Here is a 14,538-nt window from a genome sequence, read left to right on the forward strand (position 1 = left end):
GCGGAAGGAGCAGGCCATGTCGAACAGTCACCGGATCGGCGCGAGCGACGAGCCGCGTCCCTATGCCTATGATCCGGTCGCGCAGCCGGAATATTTCGAGGGCGTGCTGTCGCGGCGCTTCGTCGCCTTCCTGATCGACGTTGTGATCATCTTCGCGCCGATCGTGCTCGCGACGATCTTCATTTTCGTCTTCGGCATCGTCACCTTCGGCCTTGGCTTCTTCCTGTTCGGCCTGCTCGGCCCGGCCCTGGTGGTCTGGGCGCTGGCCTATTCGGCCCTTACGCTCGGCGGCGATCGCTGCGCCACCATCGGCATGCGGGCGGTGGATATCGAGATGCGGCTCTGGTACGGCGCGCCGATGTATCCGCTGCTCGCGGTGCTCAGCGTCGTGCTCTACTGGGTCTCGGTCAGCGTCCTCACCCCTTTCGTGGTGCTGGTCGGCCTCTTCAACAGCCGCCGCCGGCTGCTGCACGATCTGATTCTCGGCACCGTGGTGGTCAATGGCGAGGAGCGCGCGGCGCGGCTGCGCCGCTATCGCTGAAAGATGATCGCGAAGAGGCTTTGACGCGGCGGTCGCGGCGCGCGATCCTGTTTGTCGGGAATCCGTGAGCCGCCGTGACCGAACATTCGCGCGATACGCCTCAGTTCTACCTGACTGCGCCTTCGCCATGCCCGTACCTGCCGGGTCGCGAGGAGCGGAAGGTGTTCACGCATCTGGTCGGCGAGCGCGCGTCCCATCTCAACGACGTCCTCACCCATGGCGGGTTCCGGCGCAGCCAGTCGATCGCCTATCGGCCGGCCTGCGAACATTGCCGCGCCTGCGTCTCCGTGCGCATCTGCGTCGACGGGTTCCGCGAGAGCCGCTCCTTTCGCCGGATACGTCAGGCCAATGCCGATCTGATCGGCGACATGCGCGCTCCGGTGCCGACCTCGGAGCATTATTCGCTGTTCCGGGCCTATCTCGACGCCCGCCACGGCGACGGCGGGATGGCCGATATGACCGTGCTCGACTACGCCATGATGGTCGAGGACACCCATGTGCGCACCCGCGTGATCGAGTACCGCAAGCGCGGCCCCGAGACCGCCGTCACTGGCCGTGGCTCGGGCGCGCTCTATGCGGTGGCGCTCACCGATGTTCTCGCCGATGGCCTCTCCATGGTGTACTCGTTCTACGAACCGGACGAGCCGATGCGCTCGCTCGGCACCTTCATGATCCTCGATCACGTCGAGAAGGCGTGGCGGCTCGGCCTGCCTTACGTGTATCTCGGCTACTGGGTCGATGGCTCCACCAAGATGGACTACAAGAAGCGCTTCCTCCCCCAGGAACGCCTTGCCCCGCACGGCTGGGAGCGGGTGGAGGGGTGACTAGCCGTCGAGCATCGTCTCGATGAAGCTGTCCGGCGCCAGGCAGAATTCCCGAAGCAGGCGGAAATGCGTGGTGTCTCGGAGTTCGACCGGCACGAGCCCGTACTTGTCCAGCATCAGGAGCTGCGCGCCGGGACAGGCCATCAGGAGTGGCGAATGGGTGGCCATGATGACCTGCGCCACGCCGCTCTTGTCCAGTCGTTGCAATATTCTCAGGAAGTCAATCTGTCGCGACGGCGACAGAGCGCTTTCGGGCTCATCGAAGAAATAAATCCCCTGCCGTTCGCTGCGCTCGGCGATGAAGTCGAGAAATCCTTCGCCATGGGACTTCAGCAGCCAGTCGGGCGGCATCTGATCGGCATCACGCGCCGCCCGCTCGGCGTAGGTCGCGATATTGAAGAAGGTTTCCGCCCGGAAAAAGAACCCTTCCGTGATCTTCGGCAGCCAACCAAGCTTCAACGTATCCGCGAGGCTGATCTCTTCGCGGTCCGTGCCCAGCGCGTGTGCGCTGCCGCCTCCGAACAGGCCGAAACCGGCCGCCATGGCTATGCCTTCCAGAAGCGTCGATTTGCCCGCGCCGTTCTCGCCGACGATGATCGTTATGGGGCGATCAAAGGCGAGATCGAAGCTTCGGCTCCGGAACAGCGGAAGGCAAAACGGGTAATATTCCCAATCGGGTACCCGATCGGGCAGAAGCTCCACGCGTCGCAGATACGGCGCGGGGAGCTTGATGGGGCGTCGGCGGCGAGCCATGCGCTTTCCCGAACCTCACCAAAGCACGGCCGGTGCTTCATCCGAACCGGTTATTCCTCGGAAACCCCTTAGGCGGCAGGCGGCCGGCCGAGGCGCGCTCACCCTGCCATTCGACGAGGTCGGTCACCGTCCAGGTGCGGGCCGAGGTGTCGGTCCAGGTGAGGCCGTCCTTCAGCGCGAACACCTTCACGTCAGACATCGCGCCATCCTTGTAGCGCTGCAGGCGCACGCCACGCCCACGCGCCATCTCCGGCACCTGCGAAAGCGGGAAGACGAGGAGCTTGCGGTTCTCGCCGATCACCGCGACCGTATCGCCCACCGCGGGCACCACGGCGGCGGCGTCCTGCGTATCGACGCCGAGCACCTGCTTGCCCTTGCGCGTGTTGGCAAGGCATTCGTCCTCGGCGACGAGGAATCCCCTGCCCTCCTTCGCCGCGACCAGAAGGCGTCGCCCGCCGATATAGGGGAACACCGCGACGAGATCGGCTTCCTGCTCGAGATCGATCGACAGCCGCAGCGGCTCGCCATGGCCGCGTCCACCGGGCAGTTTGGAGGCCTCCAGCGTGTAGAACCGGCCATTGGTAGCGAAGACCAGCAGCTTCGACGTCGTCTCGGCGAAGAAGGAGATCTTCAGCGCGTCGTCGCCCTTGAAGGCCAGCGTCGAGAGATCGGCGACATGCCCCTTCAGCGCGCGCACCCAGCCCTTCTGCGAGACCACGACGGTGATCGGCTCGCGCTCGATCATCGCCTCGCTCACCGCGTCGGCGTCGTGGGCGGCGGCCGCGCCGAAGCCGGTGCGCCGCTTGCCGAGTGGCGTATCCGGTCCGAACTTCTTCCGCAGCTCGCCGAGCTCCCAGGCGATGGTCTTCCACTGCTTGCCTTCGGAGCCGAGCAGCTTTTCGATGCCGTCCTTCTCGGACGACAGCGCGTCGTGCTCCTTGCGGATCTCGAATTCCTCGAGCTTGCGCAGCGAGCGCAGGCGCATGTTGAGGATCGCCTCGGCCTGCACGTCGGTGAGCTCGAACGTGCGCATCAGCGTAGGCTTCGGCTCGTCCTCCTCGCGGATGATGCGGATCACCTCGTCGAGATTGAGATAGGCAACCAGATAGCCGCCCAGCACTTCGAGCCGGTGCTCGATCTCGCCGAGCCGATGCCGCGAGCGGCGCAGCAGTACGTCCCGACGGTGGTCGAGCCATTCGAGCAGCGCCTCGCCGAGGCTCACCACCTTCGGCACCAGCCCGCCGACGAGGACGTTCATATTCAGCGGAAAACGGATTTCCAGCTCGGTGAGCTTGAACAGGCTCTCCATCAGCAGTTCGGCGTCGACGTTGCGCGCGCGCGGCTCCAGCACGAGGCGCACATCCTCGGCGGATTCATCGCGCACATCGGCAAGCAGCGGCAGCTTCTTCTCGTTGAGCAGGTCGGCGATCTTCTCGACCAGGCGTGATTTGGGCACGCTGTAGGGGATCTCGGTGACGACGACGACATAAGTGCCGCGCCCGGTCTCTTCCTTGTGCCAACGGGCCCTCAGGCGGAAGCCGCCGCGCCCGGTTGCGTAGGCATCGGCGATCACACTGGGCGGATCGATGATCACGCCGCCGGTCGGGAAATCAGGCCCCTTCACGAAGGCCATCAGTTCATCGGTGGTTGCGCCGCGGTTGTCGATCAGGTGCAGCGAGGCATCGATCAGCTCGGCGGCGTTGTGCGGTGGAATCGACGTCGCCATGCCGACCGCGATGCCGGTCGAGCCGTTGGCGAGCAGGTTGGGGAACGCGCCGGGAAGGACGACCGGCTCCTCGCTCTGCCCGTCGTAATTGGCCCGGAAGGCGACCGCGTCCTCGTCGATGCCGTCCAGCATCAGCCTGGCGACCTCGGTCATGCGCGCTTCGGTGTAGCGGTAGGCTGCGGCGTTGTCGCCGTCGATATTGCCGAAATTGCCCTGCCCGTCGATCAGCGGGTAGCGCTGGGAGAAATCCTGCGCGAGGCGCACCAGCGCGTCGTAGATGGCCTGGTCGCCATGAGGATGGAAGGTGCCCATCACGTCGCCGACGATCTTCGCCGACTTCTTGAAGGCCGTGCCGGGATCGAGCCGCAGCAGGCGCATGCCGTAGAGGATGCGCCTGTGGACCGGCTTCAGTCCATCACGCGCGTCCGGCAGCGCGCGGTGCATGATGGTGGAGAGCGCATAGGCAAGATAGCGCTCCTCGAGCGCCGCCTTCAGGCCAACCGGCTCGATCGCTCCATCGTCAGGCGGAATCGGTCTTTCACCCATGCTCTTCGCTACCGCAAAACCGCATCGGGAACAAGACGCGAACACCGAGGGCAGAGACCGCGGGCCGCCCGCCGATTAATTCTCCGTAATGTAGGCACTCTCGCAACGACGAATCGCCCGCCGTAGCGGTATCTCGATGGCGTCCGCGGTATCCACATCGTGAAATCGCAGCGCCTTCTGAATATTTGTTCAGAGACGTGTCGAAAACAGGAAATTCTCAACATCATCAGAACCGATTCGATACTTACACGTTCTGACTGTCGGAGTATCCGACGTTCAGGAGGGTAGCATGCGTAAGTTCATTGTCGCTACACTTGGAGCCGCGGGCCTTGGCGCGGCAAGTCTTCTCGGGGCTGGCGCAGCCTCGGCGACGCCGCTCGACGCGGCCCGCACGCTCGGCCAGGCGGGCGCCAGCGCCCCGGTCGTCACCGATGTCGCCTGGCGCACCGTGTGCAAAAATCGCTGGGTGTGGCGGCAGGACCGCTGGGGCCGGCCGATCCGCGTGAAGGTCCGCGACTGTGACCGCGTGTGGTACGGCAAGCCGCGGTACTACAGCGACTGGCGTCATGAAACACGCCCCTATCGGCCGGGGTATGACTATTATCGCCCCGGCTATGACCATCGTGCGGGGCCTGGCTATCCTCCGCCCTATCGCACCTACTGACGCGCCCCGCCGAACGAGCGGGCGACAGCCCCGATGAAAGCCGCGCGGGCCTCCGACAGGGTGATACCGCGCGGCGCATGGATACGGCGGTCGAGGAAGAAGCCGGTCAGTGCAAAGGCAGCCGAGAGCGCCTGTCGATCGGGCGGCTCGGCCACCTCGGCGATCAGGAAAAAGGGCAGTTCGAACAGCTGGTCATGCCAGGGCGCCCCGGCGTCACGATTGACCGCGCGCCCCGATTTCGGCGAGACGTATAGCAGGTCGTTGCGCTTTCCGGTTGCCGCGCACTCATCGAGTTCCAGCCCGAAGCCGAGTTCGGAAAGCATCATCAGTTCAAAGCGGGCGACCATCATGCCAGCGAGCGAAGGTTCGTCGAGATGCTCGAGCATCGTCTCCAGCACCCGGTGAAGACCGGGATGGGGATCGCGCTCGGGCAAGAGGCGCAGTAGCGCCGCGACATGCGTAAAGCCGAAGGCGGCGTGCGCCGACGTCATCAGCCGGTCCGAACGGCTGTGTGTCGGCTCCAGCACAAAATTGCCGAGTTGCTCGTCGAGGCGTGCCCGCCATGTCGCCTGGACGCCGTTGCCGGGTTGCAGGGCCGGTCGCTGCCGCCGTGATCCCCCGCCCCGCACGAGACCGAGATGCCGGCCATGGGCAGACGTCATCAATTCCACGATGGCCCCGCCCTCGCCATGGCGGCGCACGCCCAGGATGATCCCCTCGTCGCTCCATTCCATGGCTGCTGGCCCGATGGCCTCTAGTCGGAACCCGGGAACTCCAGGCCCATCTCACGATACCGCTCGGGATCGTCGGCCCAGTTCTCGCGCACCTTGACGAACAGGAACAGGTGAACCCGGCTCTCGACGATGTCGGCCAGTTCCTTGCGCGATGCGGTGGAGATCGCCTTGATCGCCTCGCCACCCTTGCCGAGCACGATCTTTCGCTGGCTCTCGCGCTCCACGAAAATCGTCTGCTCGATGCGGACAGAGCCGTCCGGCAGTTCCTTCCATGAATCGGTCTCCACCGTCGAGCGATAGGGCAGTTCGTCGTGCAGGCGCAGAAACAGTTTCTCGCGCGTGATTTCCGCCGCCAGCATGCGCATCGGGGCATCGGAAATCTGGTCTTCCGGATAGAGCCACGGCCCGTGCGGCAACAGGCCCGCCAGCCATGTGCGCAACTCGCCGATGCCGTCTCCGGTGAGCGCCGACAGCATGAAGATGCGCTCCGCCGGCAGGCGTGCGGCGATCTCCGAGGCGAGGCCGAGAAGGCTCTCCCGCTTCACGAGGTCGATCTTGTTCAGCACCACGGCGCGCGGACGGTTGACCTGGGCGAGGCCACGCAGGATGGCATCCACCTCCTCGGTGATGCCGATACGAGCGTCGACCAGCAGCACCACGGCGTCGGCATCCCCTGCCCCGCCCCAGGCCGATCGGACCATTGCCTTCTCCAGCCGACGCTTCGGCGCGAAGATGCCGGGCGTGTCGACGAGGATGATCTGCGTCGCACCCTCAATGGCGATGCCGCGCACGAGGCTCCGCGTCGTCTGCACCTTGTGCGAGACGATCGACACCTTGGTCCCGACCAGAGCGTTGGTCAGCGTCGACTTGCCGGCATTTGGCGCACCAATCAGTGCGACGAATCCGCAGCGGGTCGCCGAGGTTTCGTTATGGGCGGTAGAGTCGACGGGTGCATTCTCGGGTTTGGGCAAGTTCGGGCCTTTCGGTGGGCAGCCGTCATTCTAGTCCGCATCGGCGACAAGGGCTATGCGGAGGGCACATGACCGAGGAACGCCGCAGCGGCGGCCTTCTGCGCCGCCTGCTTCGAGCGCCCGCTGCCCTCGAATACCGGGAAACCGGGAAGGTCGATGGCGATTCGGAATTCGGGGCTGTGATCAGGGCCGCTTCGCTCGACCAGCCGATAGGCCGGCGGCGGAAGGCCGCGTGCCTGCGCCCATTCCTGGAGAGCGGTCTTGGGATCGCGGGACGATCCTCGCAGATTGGCCAGGCGTGGCCCCCAGAACCGCTCGACCATGGCGCGCGCCGGTTCATGGCCGGCATCGAGATACACAGCCGCCAGCACCGCCTCCGCGATGTCCGCCAGAATCGCCTGCCGCCGGCGCCCGCCCGCCTTCGCCTCGCCCATGCCGAGCCGGATGAACGGCGCTACACCCATCTCGTCGGCGATTTCCGCGCAGGTCTCCTCGCACACGAGCTCGGCGAGGCGGCGGGACAGATCGCCTTCCTCGGCCTCGGGGAAGGCATGGAACAGCATGTCCGAGGCGACGAGCCCCAGCACGTGATCGCCGAGGAATTCAAGGCGCTGATAGCTCTTCAGCCGCGCCTTTCCGGACGCCATCGGCTCAACCGCGCTGATATGCGTCAGGGCCAGCGCCAAGTGGCGGCGGTCTGCGAAGCCATAGCCGAGCCGCGCTTCCAGCGGCGCGAGGTCCGCATCCGACGGGCCGCCTTTTACCTTGCCGCTCATCGCACCAGCGAGAACAGCCGGTCCCAGCGCACCGTCCAGGGCCATTTCCAGAACTGCCAGGCGGCATCGCCTTCCTGCACCGAGAAGAAGATGACTTGGGCGCGGCCGATGAGGTTCTCGTAGGGCACATAGCCGACCTGACTCAGAACACGGCTGTCCGTGGAATTGTCCCGGTTGTCGCCCATCATGAAATAGTGGCCGGCGGGAACCGTGTAGACCGGGGTGTTGTCGTAGAAGCCGTTGTCGACGAGATCCAGCGTGTAATAGCTGACGCCGTTCGGCAAGGTCTCGGTCCAGCGCTTGACCCGCTGCGAGCGCCCCCCGCCCTCCTCGTCGAGCCAGTCGCCAGCGGCGACGCGCTTGACCGGCTGGCCGTTGATGTTGAGCTGGCCGTCGATCATCTGGATGCGATCGCCCGGCAGGCCGATCACGCGCTTGATGTAGTCGGTCGATTCGTCGCGCGGCAGCTTGAACACCACGACATCGCCGCGCTCGGGCTCGCGTCCCAAAATGCGGCCATCGAACAGCGGCGGCGAGAACGGCAGCGAGAAACGGCTGTAGCCGTAGCTGAACTTCGAGACGAACAGGTAGTCACCGACCAGAAGCGTCTCCTTCATCGATCCCGAGGGGATGTTGAAGGGCTGGAACAGGAAGGTGCGGATGACGATCGCGATCAGGAAGGCGTGGAAAATGACGCGGACGGTTTCGCCCAGGCCGCTTTCCTTCTTGCCGCCTTCCTTCTTCGGTTCCGTTGTGGAGCTCATTTCGCTTTCCGGCGGATGCGCCGGGACGGCGCTCAGAGGGTTTCAGGCTCCTATAGCGGCTCGCCCGCGCTGCGGCAACGCGGCGCGGTCACGATCCGCGGAGGTGCCCCACCGTCATTTTCCCGACGGGAGGGGTACGGCGCTGATGATGACGAAGGCCTGGGCGAGCGGGCCATCATCGGTGATGGTGAGATCGATCTGGGCGGTGTAGCCGGCCGGCACCATCGATTCGAGGCGCTCGAGCGCGCCGCCGGTCAGCCTGAGCGTGGGCCGGCCAGAGGGTAGGTTCACCACGCCCATGTCGCGCCAGAAGACACCTTGTGCCAACCCCGTGCCAAGCGCCTTGGCGCAGGCTTCCTTGGCGGCGAAGCGCTTGGCGTAACTCTCGGCGCGGCGCGCGCGGCGATCGGACTTCGCGCGCTCCACCGGCGTGAATATCCGGTCGAGGAAGCGCTCGCCATGCCGCTCAAGCGTCTTCGCGATGCGTCGGACATCGGTGATATCCGAGCCGATCCCGAGGATCACGCCGCCTCTCCCACCCGCAGCTTCGCGCGGCCCTGCGCCATGGCCTGGCGCATCCGGCGAATGGCGCTCTCGAGCCCGTCGAAGATCGCCTCGCCGACGAGGAAATGCCCGATGTTCAGCTCACGGATCTCGGGAAAGGCCGCAATCGCTTCGGCAGTCGCGTAGTCGAGTCCGTGGCCGGCGTGAACCTCGAGTCCAGCCTCGTGAGCCTGCCGGGACGCCGCCCGCAGACGCGCGAATTCGGCGTCGGCCTCATCCCCATGCCCCGCCGCAAGCGATTCGCACCAGGCGCCGGTGTGCAGTTCGACGACGGCAGCGCCGATCGCGGCGGAAGCGGAGATCTGGGCGGCATCGGCGGCGACGAACATCGACACGCGGATTCCCGCGCCGGCGAGCGCCGCGACCCGATCGGCCAACGCAGCCCCCCCACCGATGACGTCGAGCCCCCCCTCGGTGGTGCGCTCCTCGCGCCGCTCCGGCACGAGGCAGCAAGCATGGGGGCGAAGTTCGAGAGCGAGCGCAACCATCTCGGCGGTCGCGGCCATCTCGAAGTTCAGCGGCACCGGCAATTCCGCGCGAAGGCGGCGCATGTCGTCATCGCGGATGTGGCGTCGGTCCTCGCGCAGGTGCGCGGTGATTCCATCCGCTCCGGAAGCAACGGCGAGGAAAGCCGCGCGCACCGGATCAGGGTTGAGCCCACCCCGCGCGTTCCTCACGGTCGCGACATGATCGATATTGACGCCGAGGCGCACGGGGCTGACCACGGCGATCGCCCCTGTCGTCCCCGCGCTCATGGCTTTGCCCCCTGCAGGCCGCGGCTGCCGGGCTTCACGGCCGGCAGGGCCGCGAGCTCCGGCGGCAGCGCATCCGGCGCGTAGGTGGGAATGTCGAGCGTCGCCAGCGCCACCAGCGGCACGCCGAGGTTGGCCTTGCCGCCGGACCGGTCGATGAGGCAGGCGGCACCGACAACACGGCCCGGATGCATGGCGATGGCAGCGAGGCATTCGCGCGACGACAGGCCGGTCGTGATGATGTCCTCGACCATAACCACGCGTGCACCTTCAGGAATCGCGAAGCCCCGCCGCAGCGCGAACTGGCCATCCTCTCGCTCGACGAACACGGCCTTGGCGCCGAGTTGGCGCGCGGTCTCGTAGCCCGGGACGATCCCGCCGACGGCCGGCGACACCACATAGTCGATCGGGCCGAAGGCCTCCGTCACCTTCTCCGCCAGCGCCCGGCACAGGGTCTCGGTGCGCTGCGGGTCCTGGAAGATGAACATTTTCTGGAGGAATACCGGGCTGCGCAGCCCGGAAGAGAGAATGAAATGGCCTTCAAGCAACGCACCAGCGGCACGAAACTCGGCCAAGACCTCGTCCTGCGTCATCGTGACCGTCCGGAACTCAGGGCTTGCGGGAGGGGTTTGCCGCGCCTGTCTTAGTGCCTTTCGCCGTCAGAGGAAACCCGGCCCGTCCGGGAGGATCGATCGCGGCCCGGTACGGCGGGTCCAACCGCTCCGTTGCCGTTTGAATCCTGCTCTGATAGAAGGCCCGCGTCCGGAGCGATGTATCCGGATTCTGCCTTCGGCCACGTGGCGGAGTGGTTACGCAGCGGACTGCAAATCCGCGTACGGGGGTTCGATTCCCTCCGTGGCCTCCATCGGAGCCCTGCGCTGTTCTCTCATCAGAGGACAGCGCAGGGGCGCGGGGCCGATGCCTGCTTTCGTGCATGCCGGGACAGGCAACCCCCGGTGCAGCGACCGGGACCACTGACGGCGGCCATCGCCCGAACCGGTCCGCGAAAGACAACCCGCGAAGGAACACCATGCTGCAGCAGAAACTGGTCGGCGCGTTCGGCTCCATGGTCAGTGCCGAGACACGCGATTCGATCGCTCGCCTTTTCGTCATGGACGGCCGGAGGCACTGGAGGGGCTACGCGCTCGCCTTCTTCTTCATGATGCTGGTGGCCGGCAGCACCTCCGGCCTCGCCTATCTGATGGGCGATGTGATCAACCGCATCTTCGTCGAGCAGAGCTACAGCGCCGTCTGGCTGCTGGCCGGCGCCGTCCTGGCGCTCAGCCTCATCAAGGGCTTCGCCGCCTATGGCCAGGCGATTACCCTCGCCAAGGTCGGTAACCGCATCGTCGCGGACAACCAGAAACGCGTGCTCGACCGCCTGCTGCACCAGGACGTCGCCTATTTCGCGACGCGCCACACCGCCGAGATTTCGCTGCGGGTCAATCAGGGCGCCCAGGCCGCCCGCAACGTGCTCAACCTCGTCATCACAAGCCTCGGCCGCGACCTGTTCTCCGTCATCGGCCTCACCGCGGTGATGATCATCCAGGATGCGGCCATGGCGATGGTGGGCCTGATCGCCATGCCGATCGCGGTCGGCGCGGTGCGCAGCCTGATCCGCAAGGTGAAGCGCATCTTCAAGCGGGAGTTCAACAACGCCGCGCAGATCATGGCCGGATCGATCGAAGCCTTCCAGGGCATCCGCACGGTCAAGTCCTTCAACATGGAAGAGGAGTTGCGCGCGCGCATCTTCCAGCGCATCGACCGGCTCGAAGATGCCTCGAACCGCTTGGTGAAGGTGCAGTCCCGCTCCGGTCCGCTGATGGAAGCTCTGGCCGGCTGCGCCATCGGCCTCGTCATCATGTATGCCGGCCACGGCGTGCTCACCGCCGGCCGCACACCGGGCGAGTTCTTCTCGGTCATCACCGCGCTGCTGCTGTGCTACGAGCCCGCCAAGCGGCTGGCACGGCTCAATATCGACCTCGCCACCAATCTGTTGGGGGCCCGCCTGCTGTTCGAGGTGCTGGACAGCGTCCCGGCCGAGCAGGAGCCCGCTGGGATGCCCACCCTCACGGTGAAGCAGGGCGGCATCCGCTTCGAGAACGTCGTCTTCGGCTATCGGCCGGGAGAGCCCGTGCTGCGCGGGCTGAGCTTCACGGCCCAGCCCGGCCACACTACCGCGCTTGTGGGCCCGTCGGGCGGTGGCAAGACCACCGTCATGAACCTGATCGAGCGCTTCTACGATATCGAATCGGGCATGATCCTGATCGACGACCAGCGGATCGACACGGTGTCCCGCCACTCCGTCCGCGAGGCCGTGGCCTTCGTCAGCCAGGATGTCTTCCTGTTCTCGGGCACGGTGCGGGAGAACATCGCGTTCGGCCGCGCTTCGGCGACGGACGAGGAGATCTTTGCCGCCGCCCGCGCCGCGAACGCGCATGATTTCATCATCGGCTTCGAGGCGGGCTACGACACCGTCGTCGGCGAGCACGGCGCACAACTCTCGGGCGGCCAGCGCCAACGCATCGCCATCGCCCGCGCCTTCCTCAAGAACGCGCCGATCCTGCTGCTCGACGAAGCGACCGCCGCGCTCGACAGCGAATCGGAAGCGGAGGTGCAGAAGGCGCTGCGCACGCTCCAGCTCGACCGCACCACCCTCGTGATCGCCCACCGGCTGCAGACCGTGGTGAATGCCGACCTGATCTGCGTCATTGACGAGGGCCGGGTGGTCGAAAGCGGACGGCATGAGGAACTGCTGGCGCGCCGTGGCCGCTATTTCAGCTTCCACCAGCTCCAGTTCGCGGACCAGCGGGAGCGGCTGACGGCCTGATGTGGACAATGATGCAGTTGCGTCTTCACAAAGCCGCACTGCGTTGCTATACGGCGCCCCACACCAGTTGCCGCCCTACGGTGATCGCGCTTCGAAGCGATACCTAGGCGGTTTCGTTCCCTGATAGCTCAGCTGGTAGAGCGTTCGACTGTTAATCGAATGGTCGCAGGTTCGAGTCCTGCTCAGGGAGCCACTCACTTTCTAAGATTCTGAAATATCTGCGATATTATCGGTTTCTCCCGCACCGTCCTGGGGTGGCGCGGGATTTTTGTTCGCGGTTCGCACCTCCATGAAGAGGTGCGCACGGACTCCTTGGCGAGCCGCTTCTGGCTGGCCTTGCGGGTGTAGTGGGGCCATGCGTCCGCTGGTTTAGCCGAACAGGGCCATGAGCTGTTTCTCAGTGGCGCCATTCTCGGCCGCGCGGGTGGCGCCGGCCTCGCGGAGGCATGGGCGGTGCCAAAGCACTTGGCGGCGACGCAGGCCGCTTGAACCCATTGCCGAATCTCTCCTGGTCCAGGGCTGACCATGCTCGCCGACGAGATAGGCGGTCTGCGTGGCCTCGATCTATTCGGCGAGGATCTCCGGTGAACGCAGCTGCCGCACTGGCCTTCGGCTTCGTCTATCCATCTCATCAAGGGTGGAAATTGGCGCCTGCACCGCCATCTGATCCATCACGTCCTCGCTAGACGCGGGTTCGATCCGCCGGGGATGGGTTTTCCCATCTCCGCGGCGATGCTCGATGGGATCGATGCTATCGGCGGACGCTCGAAAGCTAGTCTTCAAGCCTCCTCGCCTTCATCCAATGGGAGCCAACGCGGTGGGCTCGCGAGCGGCAATTGTTGACGCGATTGTCACCGCGTCGCCCAGATTTTTCATCAAATGTAAGAATTCTGGAGGCTTGATTGAGCCGGAACCGCCCGGAGTGTGAGCCGGGAACGTTGCTGTGAGAGTGCTGCCGAGCCGATGAACCTTCTGCGCGCCGCCTGGCCCCTCGCCCTGTCCCTCGTCGTCGCGGGCTGTACCGGCTCACCGCGGGACGATCGCGCCTCCCAGCCCATTCCCGCCAAGCTGGTCTCCGATATGACGGCTCGGGGCATGAGCCCCAACGACCCGATCATGGTTCGGATCTACAAGCAGGAGAGCGAGCTCGAAGTGTGGAAGCGCGACCGCTCCGGTCGCTACGCCCTGCTGAAGACCTATCCGCTCTGCCGCTGGTCCGGAAAACTCGGCCCCAAGCAGCGGGAGGGTGACCGGCAGGCCCCCGAAGGCTTCTATACCGTGACGGCGCGCCAGCTGAACCCGCGCTCCCAGTTCTACCTCTCCTTCAATCTCGGCTACCCCAATCAGCTCGAGCGTGCGCTCGGCTATGATGGAAGCGCGCTTATGGTGCACGGCGCCTGCACATCCGCGGGCTGTTACGCGATGACCAATGACGGGGTTTCCGAGGTCTATGCCGTGGCGCGCGAGGCTCTGGCCGCGGGGCAGCCGAGCTTCCAGGTGCAGGCTCTCCCCTTCCGCATGACGCCGCGCAATTTCGCCCGGTACCGGAACGATCCGAACATGCCCTACTGGCAGAATCTCAAGGAGGGTACCGACCTGTTCGCGGTGACGCGACAGCCACCGGTGGTTGGCGCCTGTGGCGGTCGCTACCGCTTCGTCCCGGCCGGCCAGGGGGATGCCTCGGCTCTCTCGACCGATCCGCTGGCGCCCTGCCCGATCGTCGCGCCCGATCCGACCGTCGAGCCCGTGGTCGCCAGCCGACGTTCGCGGGATGAAGCCGCCATCATCCATCTCTCACAGACGGAGCCGGCCGTTTCGCCCGTCTATATCGATGGCGGCATGAACCCGGTCTTCCGCGACATCCTGCGCCGCTCCGGCCCTCAGAAACTGGCGGCGCTCACCTCCGGGAAGATCGAGGTCAGCCAACCCGCTGCAGCCCTGGCGGATCCCTATGTCGCGCCGGACGGTGACGGCGGCGCCGAGTGAGCCACTGGATCAACGTCAAACAGTTGTAAAATAATTGCTGGCAGTGCTCATTCCCGAACCCGTGATTTTGACGCCCTTCCGCAAGGCAATGTTCCGGCTATATCGTC

The 14,538-nt window shown here is 65.6% G+C and carries 14 protein-coding genes and 2 tRNA genes; 7 read left to right on the plus strand and 9 right to left on the minus strand.

Annotated features, from left to right (window positions below; genetic code table 11):
- Nucleotides 1-16: 16 nt before the first annotated feature.
- Together ACEUEL_RS07455 and ACEUEL_RS07460 are read left to right on the plus strand one after the other, a co-directional pair.
- Nucleotides 17-541, plus strand: coding sequence for an RDD family protein (locus ACEUEL_RS07455; RefSeq protein WP_405703662.1), 525 nt, complete (start codon nucleotides 17-19; stop codon nucleotides 539-541).
- Nucleotides 542-615: 74 nt separating this feature from the next.
- Nucleotides 616-1,365, plus strand: a complete 750-nt coding sequence (locus tag ACEUEL_RS07460; RefSeq protein WP_405703664.1) for an arginyltransferase — start codon at nucleotides 616-618, stop codon at nucleotides 1,363-1,365.
- Here the strand turns inward: ACEUEL_RS07460 and ACEUEL_RS07465 are convergent, their stop codons facing one another.
- Nucleotides 1,366-2,118: an AAA family ATPase gene (locus tag ACEUEL_RS07465; RefSeq protein WP_405703665.1), complete on the minus strand. Its 753-nt coding sequence runs from the start codon at nucleotides 2,116-2,118 to the stop codon at nucleotides 1,366-1,368.
- Between the two features lie 37 nt (nucleotides 2,119-2,155).
- Nucleotides 2,156-4,390 (minus strand): DNA topoisomerase IV subunit A, encoded by a 2,235-nt coding sequence (parC, locus tag ACEUEL_RS07470; RefSeq protein ID WP_405703667.1) that lies wholly within the window; start codon nucleotides 4,388-4,390, stop codon nucleotides 2,156-2,158.
- 289 nt (nucleotides 4,391-4,679) lie between these two features.
- Here parC and ACEUEL_RS07475 point away from each other — a divergent pair, with 289 nt between their 5' ends.
- Nucleotides 4,680-5,054, plus strand: a complete 375-nt coding sequence (locus ACEUEL_RS07475; RefSeq protein ID WP_405703669.1) for a hypothetical protein — start codon at nucleotides 4,680-4,682, stop codon at nucleotides 5,052-5,054.
- On the opposite strand, the gene recO is transcribed toward ACEUEL_RS07475, so the two are convergent.
- The 7 genes from recO to pyrE form a co-directional block, all read right to left on the minus strand.
- Nucleotides 5,048-5,788, minus strand: coding sequence for a DNA repair protein RecO (gene recO / locus ACEUEL_RS07480; RefSeq protein ID WP_405703670.1), 741 nt, complete (start codon nucleotides 5,786-5,788; stop codon nucleotides 5,048-5,050). The genes ACEUEL_RS07475 and recO overlap by 7 nt on opposite strands.
- A gap of 20 nt (nucleotides 5,789-5,808) precedes the next feature.
- Nucleotides 5,809-6,759 (minus strand): GTPase Era, encoded by a 951-nt coding sequence (era, locus tag ACEUEL_RS07485; RefSeq protein WP_405703672.1) that lies wholly within the window; start codon nucleotides 6,757-6,759, stop codon nucleotides 5,809-5,811.
- Nucleotides 6,760-6,812: 53 nt separating this feature from the next.
- Nucleotides 6,813-7,535: a ribonuclease III gene (gene rnc / locus ACEUEL_RS07490; RefSeq protein WP_405703673.1), complete on the minus strand. Its 723-nt coding sequence runs from the start codon at nucleotides 7,533-7,535 to the stop codon at nucleotides 6,813-6,815.
- Nucleotides 7,532-8,299 carry a signal peptidase I gene (lepB, locus tag ACEUEL_RS07495; protein ID WP_405703675.1) on the minus strand — a complete coding sequence of 256 codons (768 nt, stop codon included), beginning with the start codon at nucleotides 8,297-8,299 and terminating at the stop codon, nucleotides 7,532-7,534. The genes rnc and lepB overlap by 4 nt, the downstream gene beginning before the upstream one ends.
- A gap of 114 nt (nucleotides 8,300-8,413) precedes the next feature.
- Nucleotides 8,414-8,824: a holo-ACP synthase gene (gene acpS, locus ACEUEL_RS07500; protein WP_405703677.1), complete on the minus strand. Its 411-nt coding sequence runs from the start codon at nucleotides 8,822-8,824 to the stop codon at nucleotides 8,414-8,416.
- A complete protein-coding gene (locus ACEUEL_RS07505) occupies nucleotides 8,821-9,618 on the minus strand; it encodes a pyridoxine 5'-phosphate synthase (protein ID WP_405703679.1) in 798 nt (265 codons plus the stop codon). Before ACEUEL_RS07505 ends, acpS begins: the two co-directional genes overlap by 4 nt.
- Entirely contained in the window at nucleotides 9,615-10,208 is a 594-nt protein-coding gene (gene pyrE / locus ACEUEL_RS07510) for an orotate phosphoribosyltransferase (protein ID WP_405703680.1), read from the minus strand. Before pyrE ends, ACEUEL_RS07505 begins: the two co-directional genes overlap by 4 nt.
- Nucleotides 10,209-10,406: 198 nt before the next feature.
- Here pyrE and ACEUEL_RS07515 point away from each other — a divergent pair.
- From ACEUEL_RS07515 to ACEUEL_RS07530, 4 genes are all read left to right on the plus strand, one after another.
- Nucleotides 10,407-10,480, plus strand: a tRNA-Cys gene (locus ACEUEL_RS07515).
- A gap of 165 nt (nucleotides 10,481-10,645) precedes the next feature.
- The gene (locus ACEUEL_RS07520) at nucleotides 10,646-12,445 is read left to right on the plus strand and encodes an ABC transporter ATP-binding protein (protein ID WP_405703681.1); all 1,800 of its coding nucleotides are present in this window, start codon (nucleotides 10,646-10,648) and stop codon (nucleotides 12,443-12,445) included.
- A gap of 117 nt (nucleotides 12,446-12,562) precedes the next feature.
- A tRNA-Asn gene (locus ACEUEL_RS07525) sits at nucleotides 12,563-12,638 on the plus strand.
- Nucleotides 12,639-13,408: 770 nt separating this feature from the next.
- Entirely contained in the window at nucleotides 13,409-14,431 is a 1,023-nt protein-coding gene (locus ACEUEL_RS07530; RefSeq protein WP_405703683.1) for a L,D-transpeptidase family protein, read from the plus strand.
- Nucleotides 14,432-14,538 lie beyond the last annotated feature (107 nt).

This window comes from Ancylobacter terrae, assembly GCF_045108345.1.
Classification (GTDB): Bacteria; Pseudomonadota; Alphaproteobacteria; order Rhizobiales; family Xanthobacteraceae; genus Ancylobacter.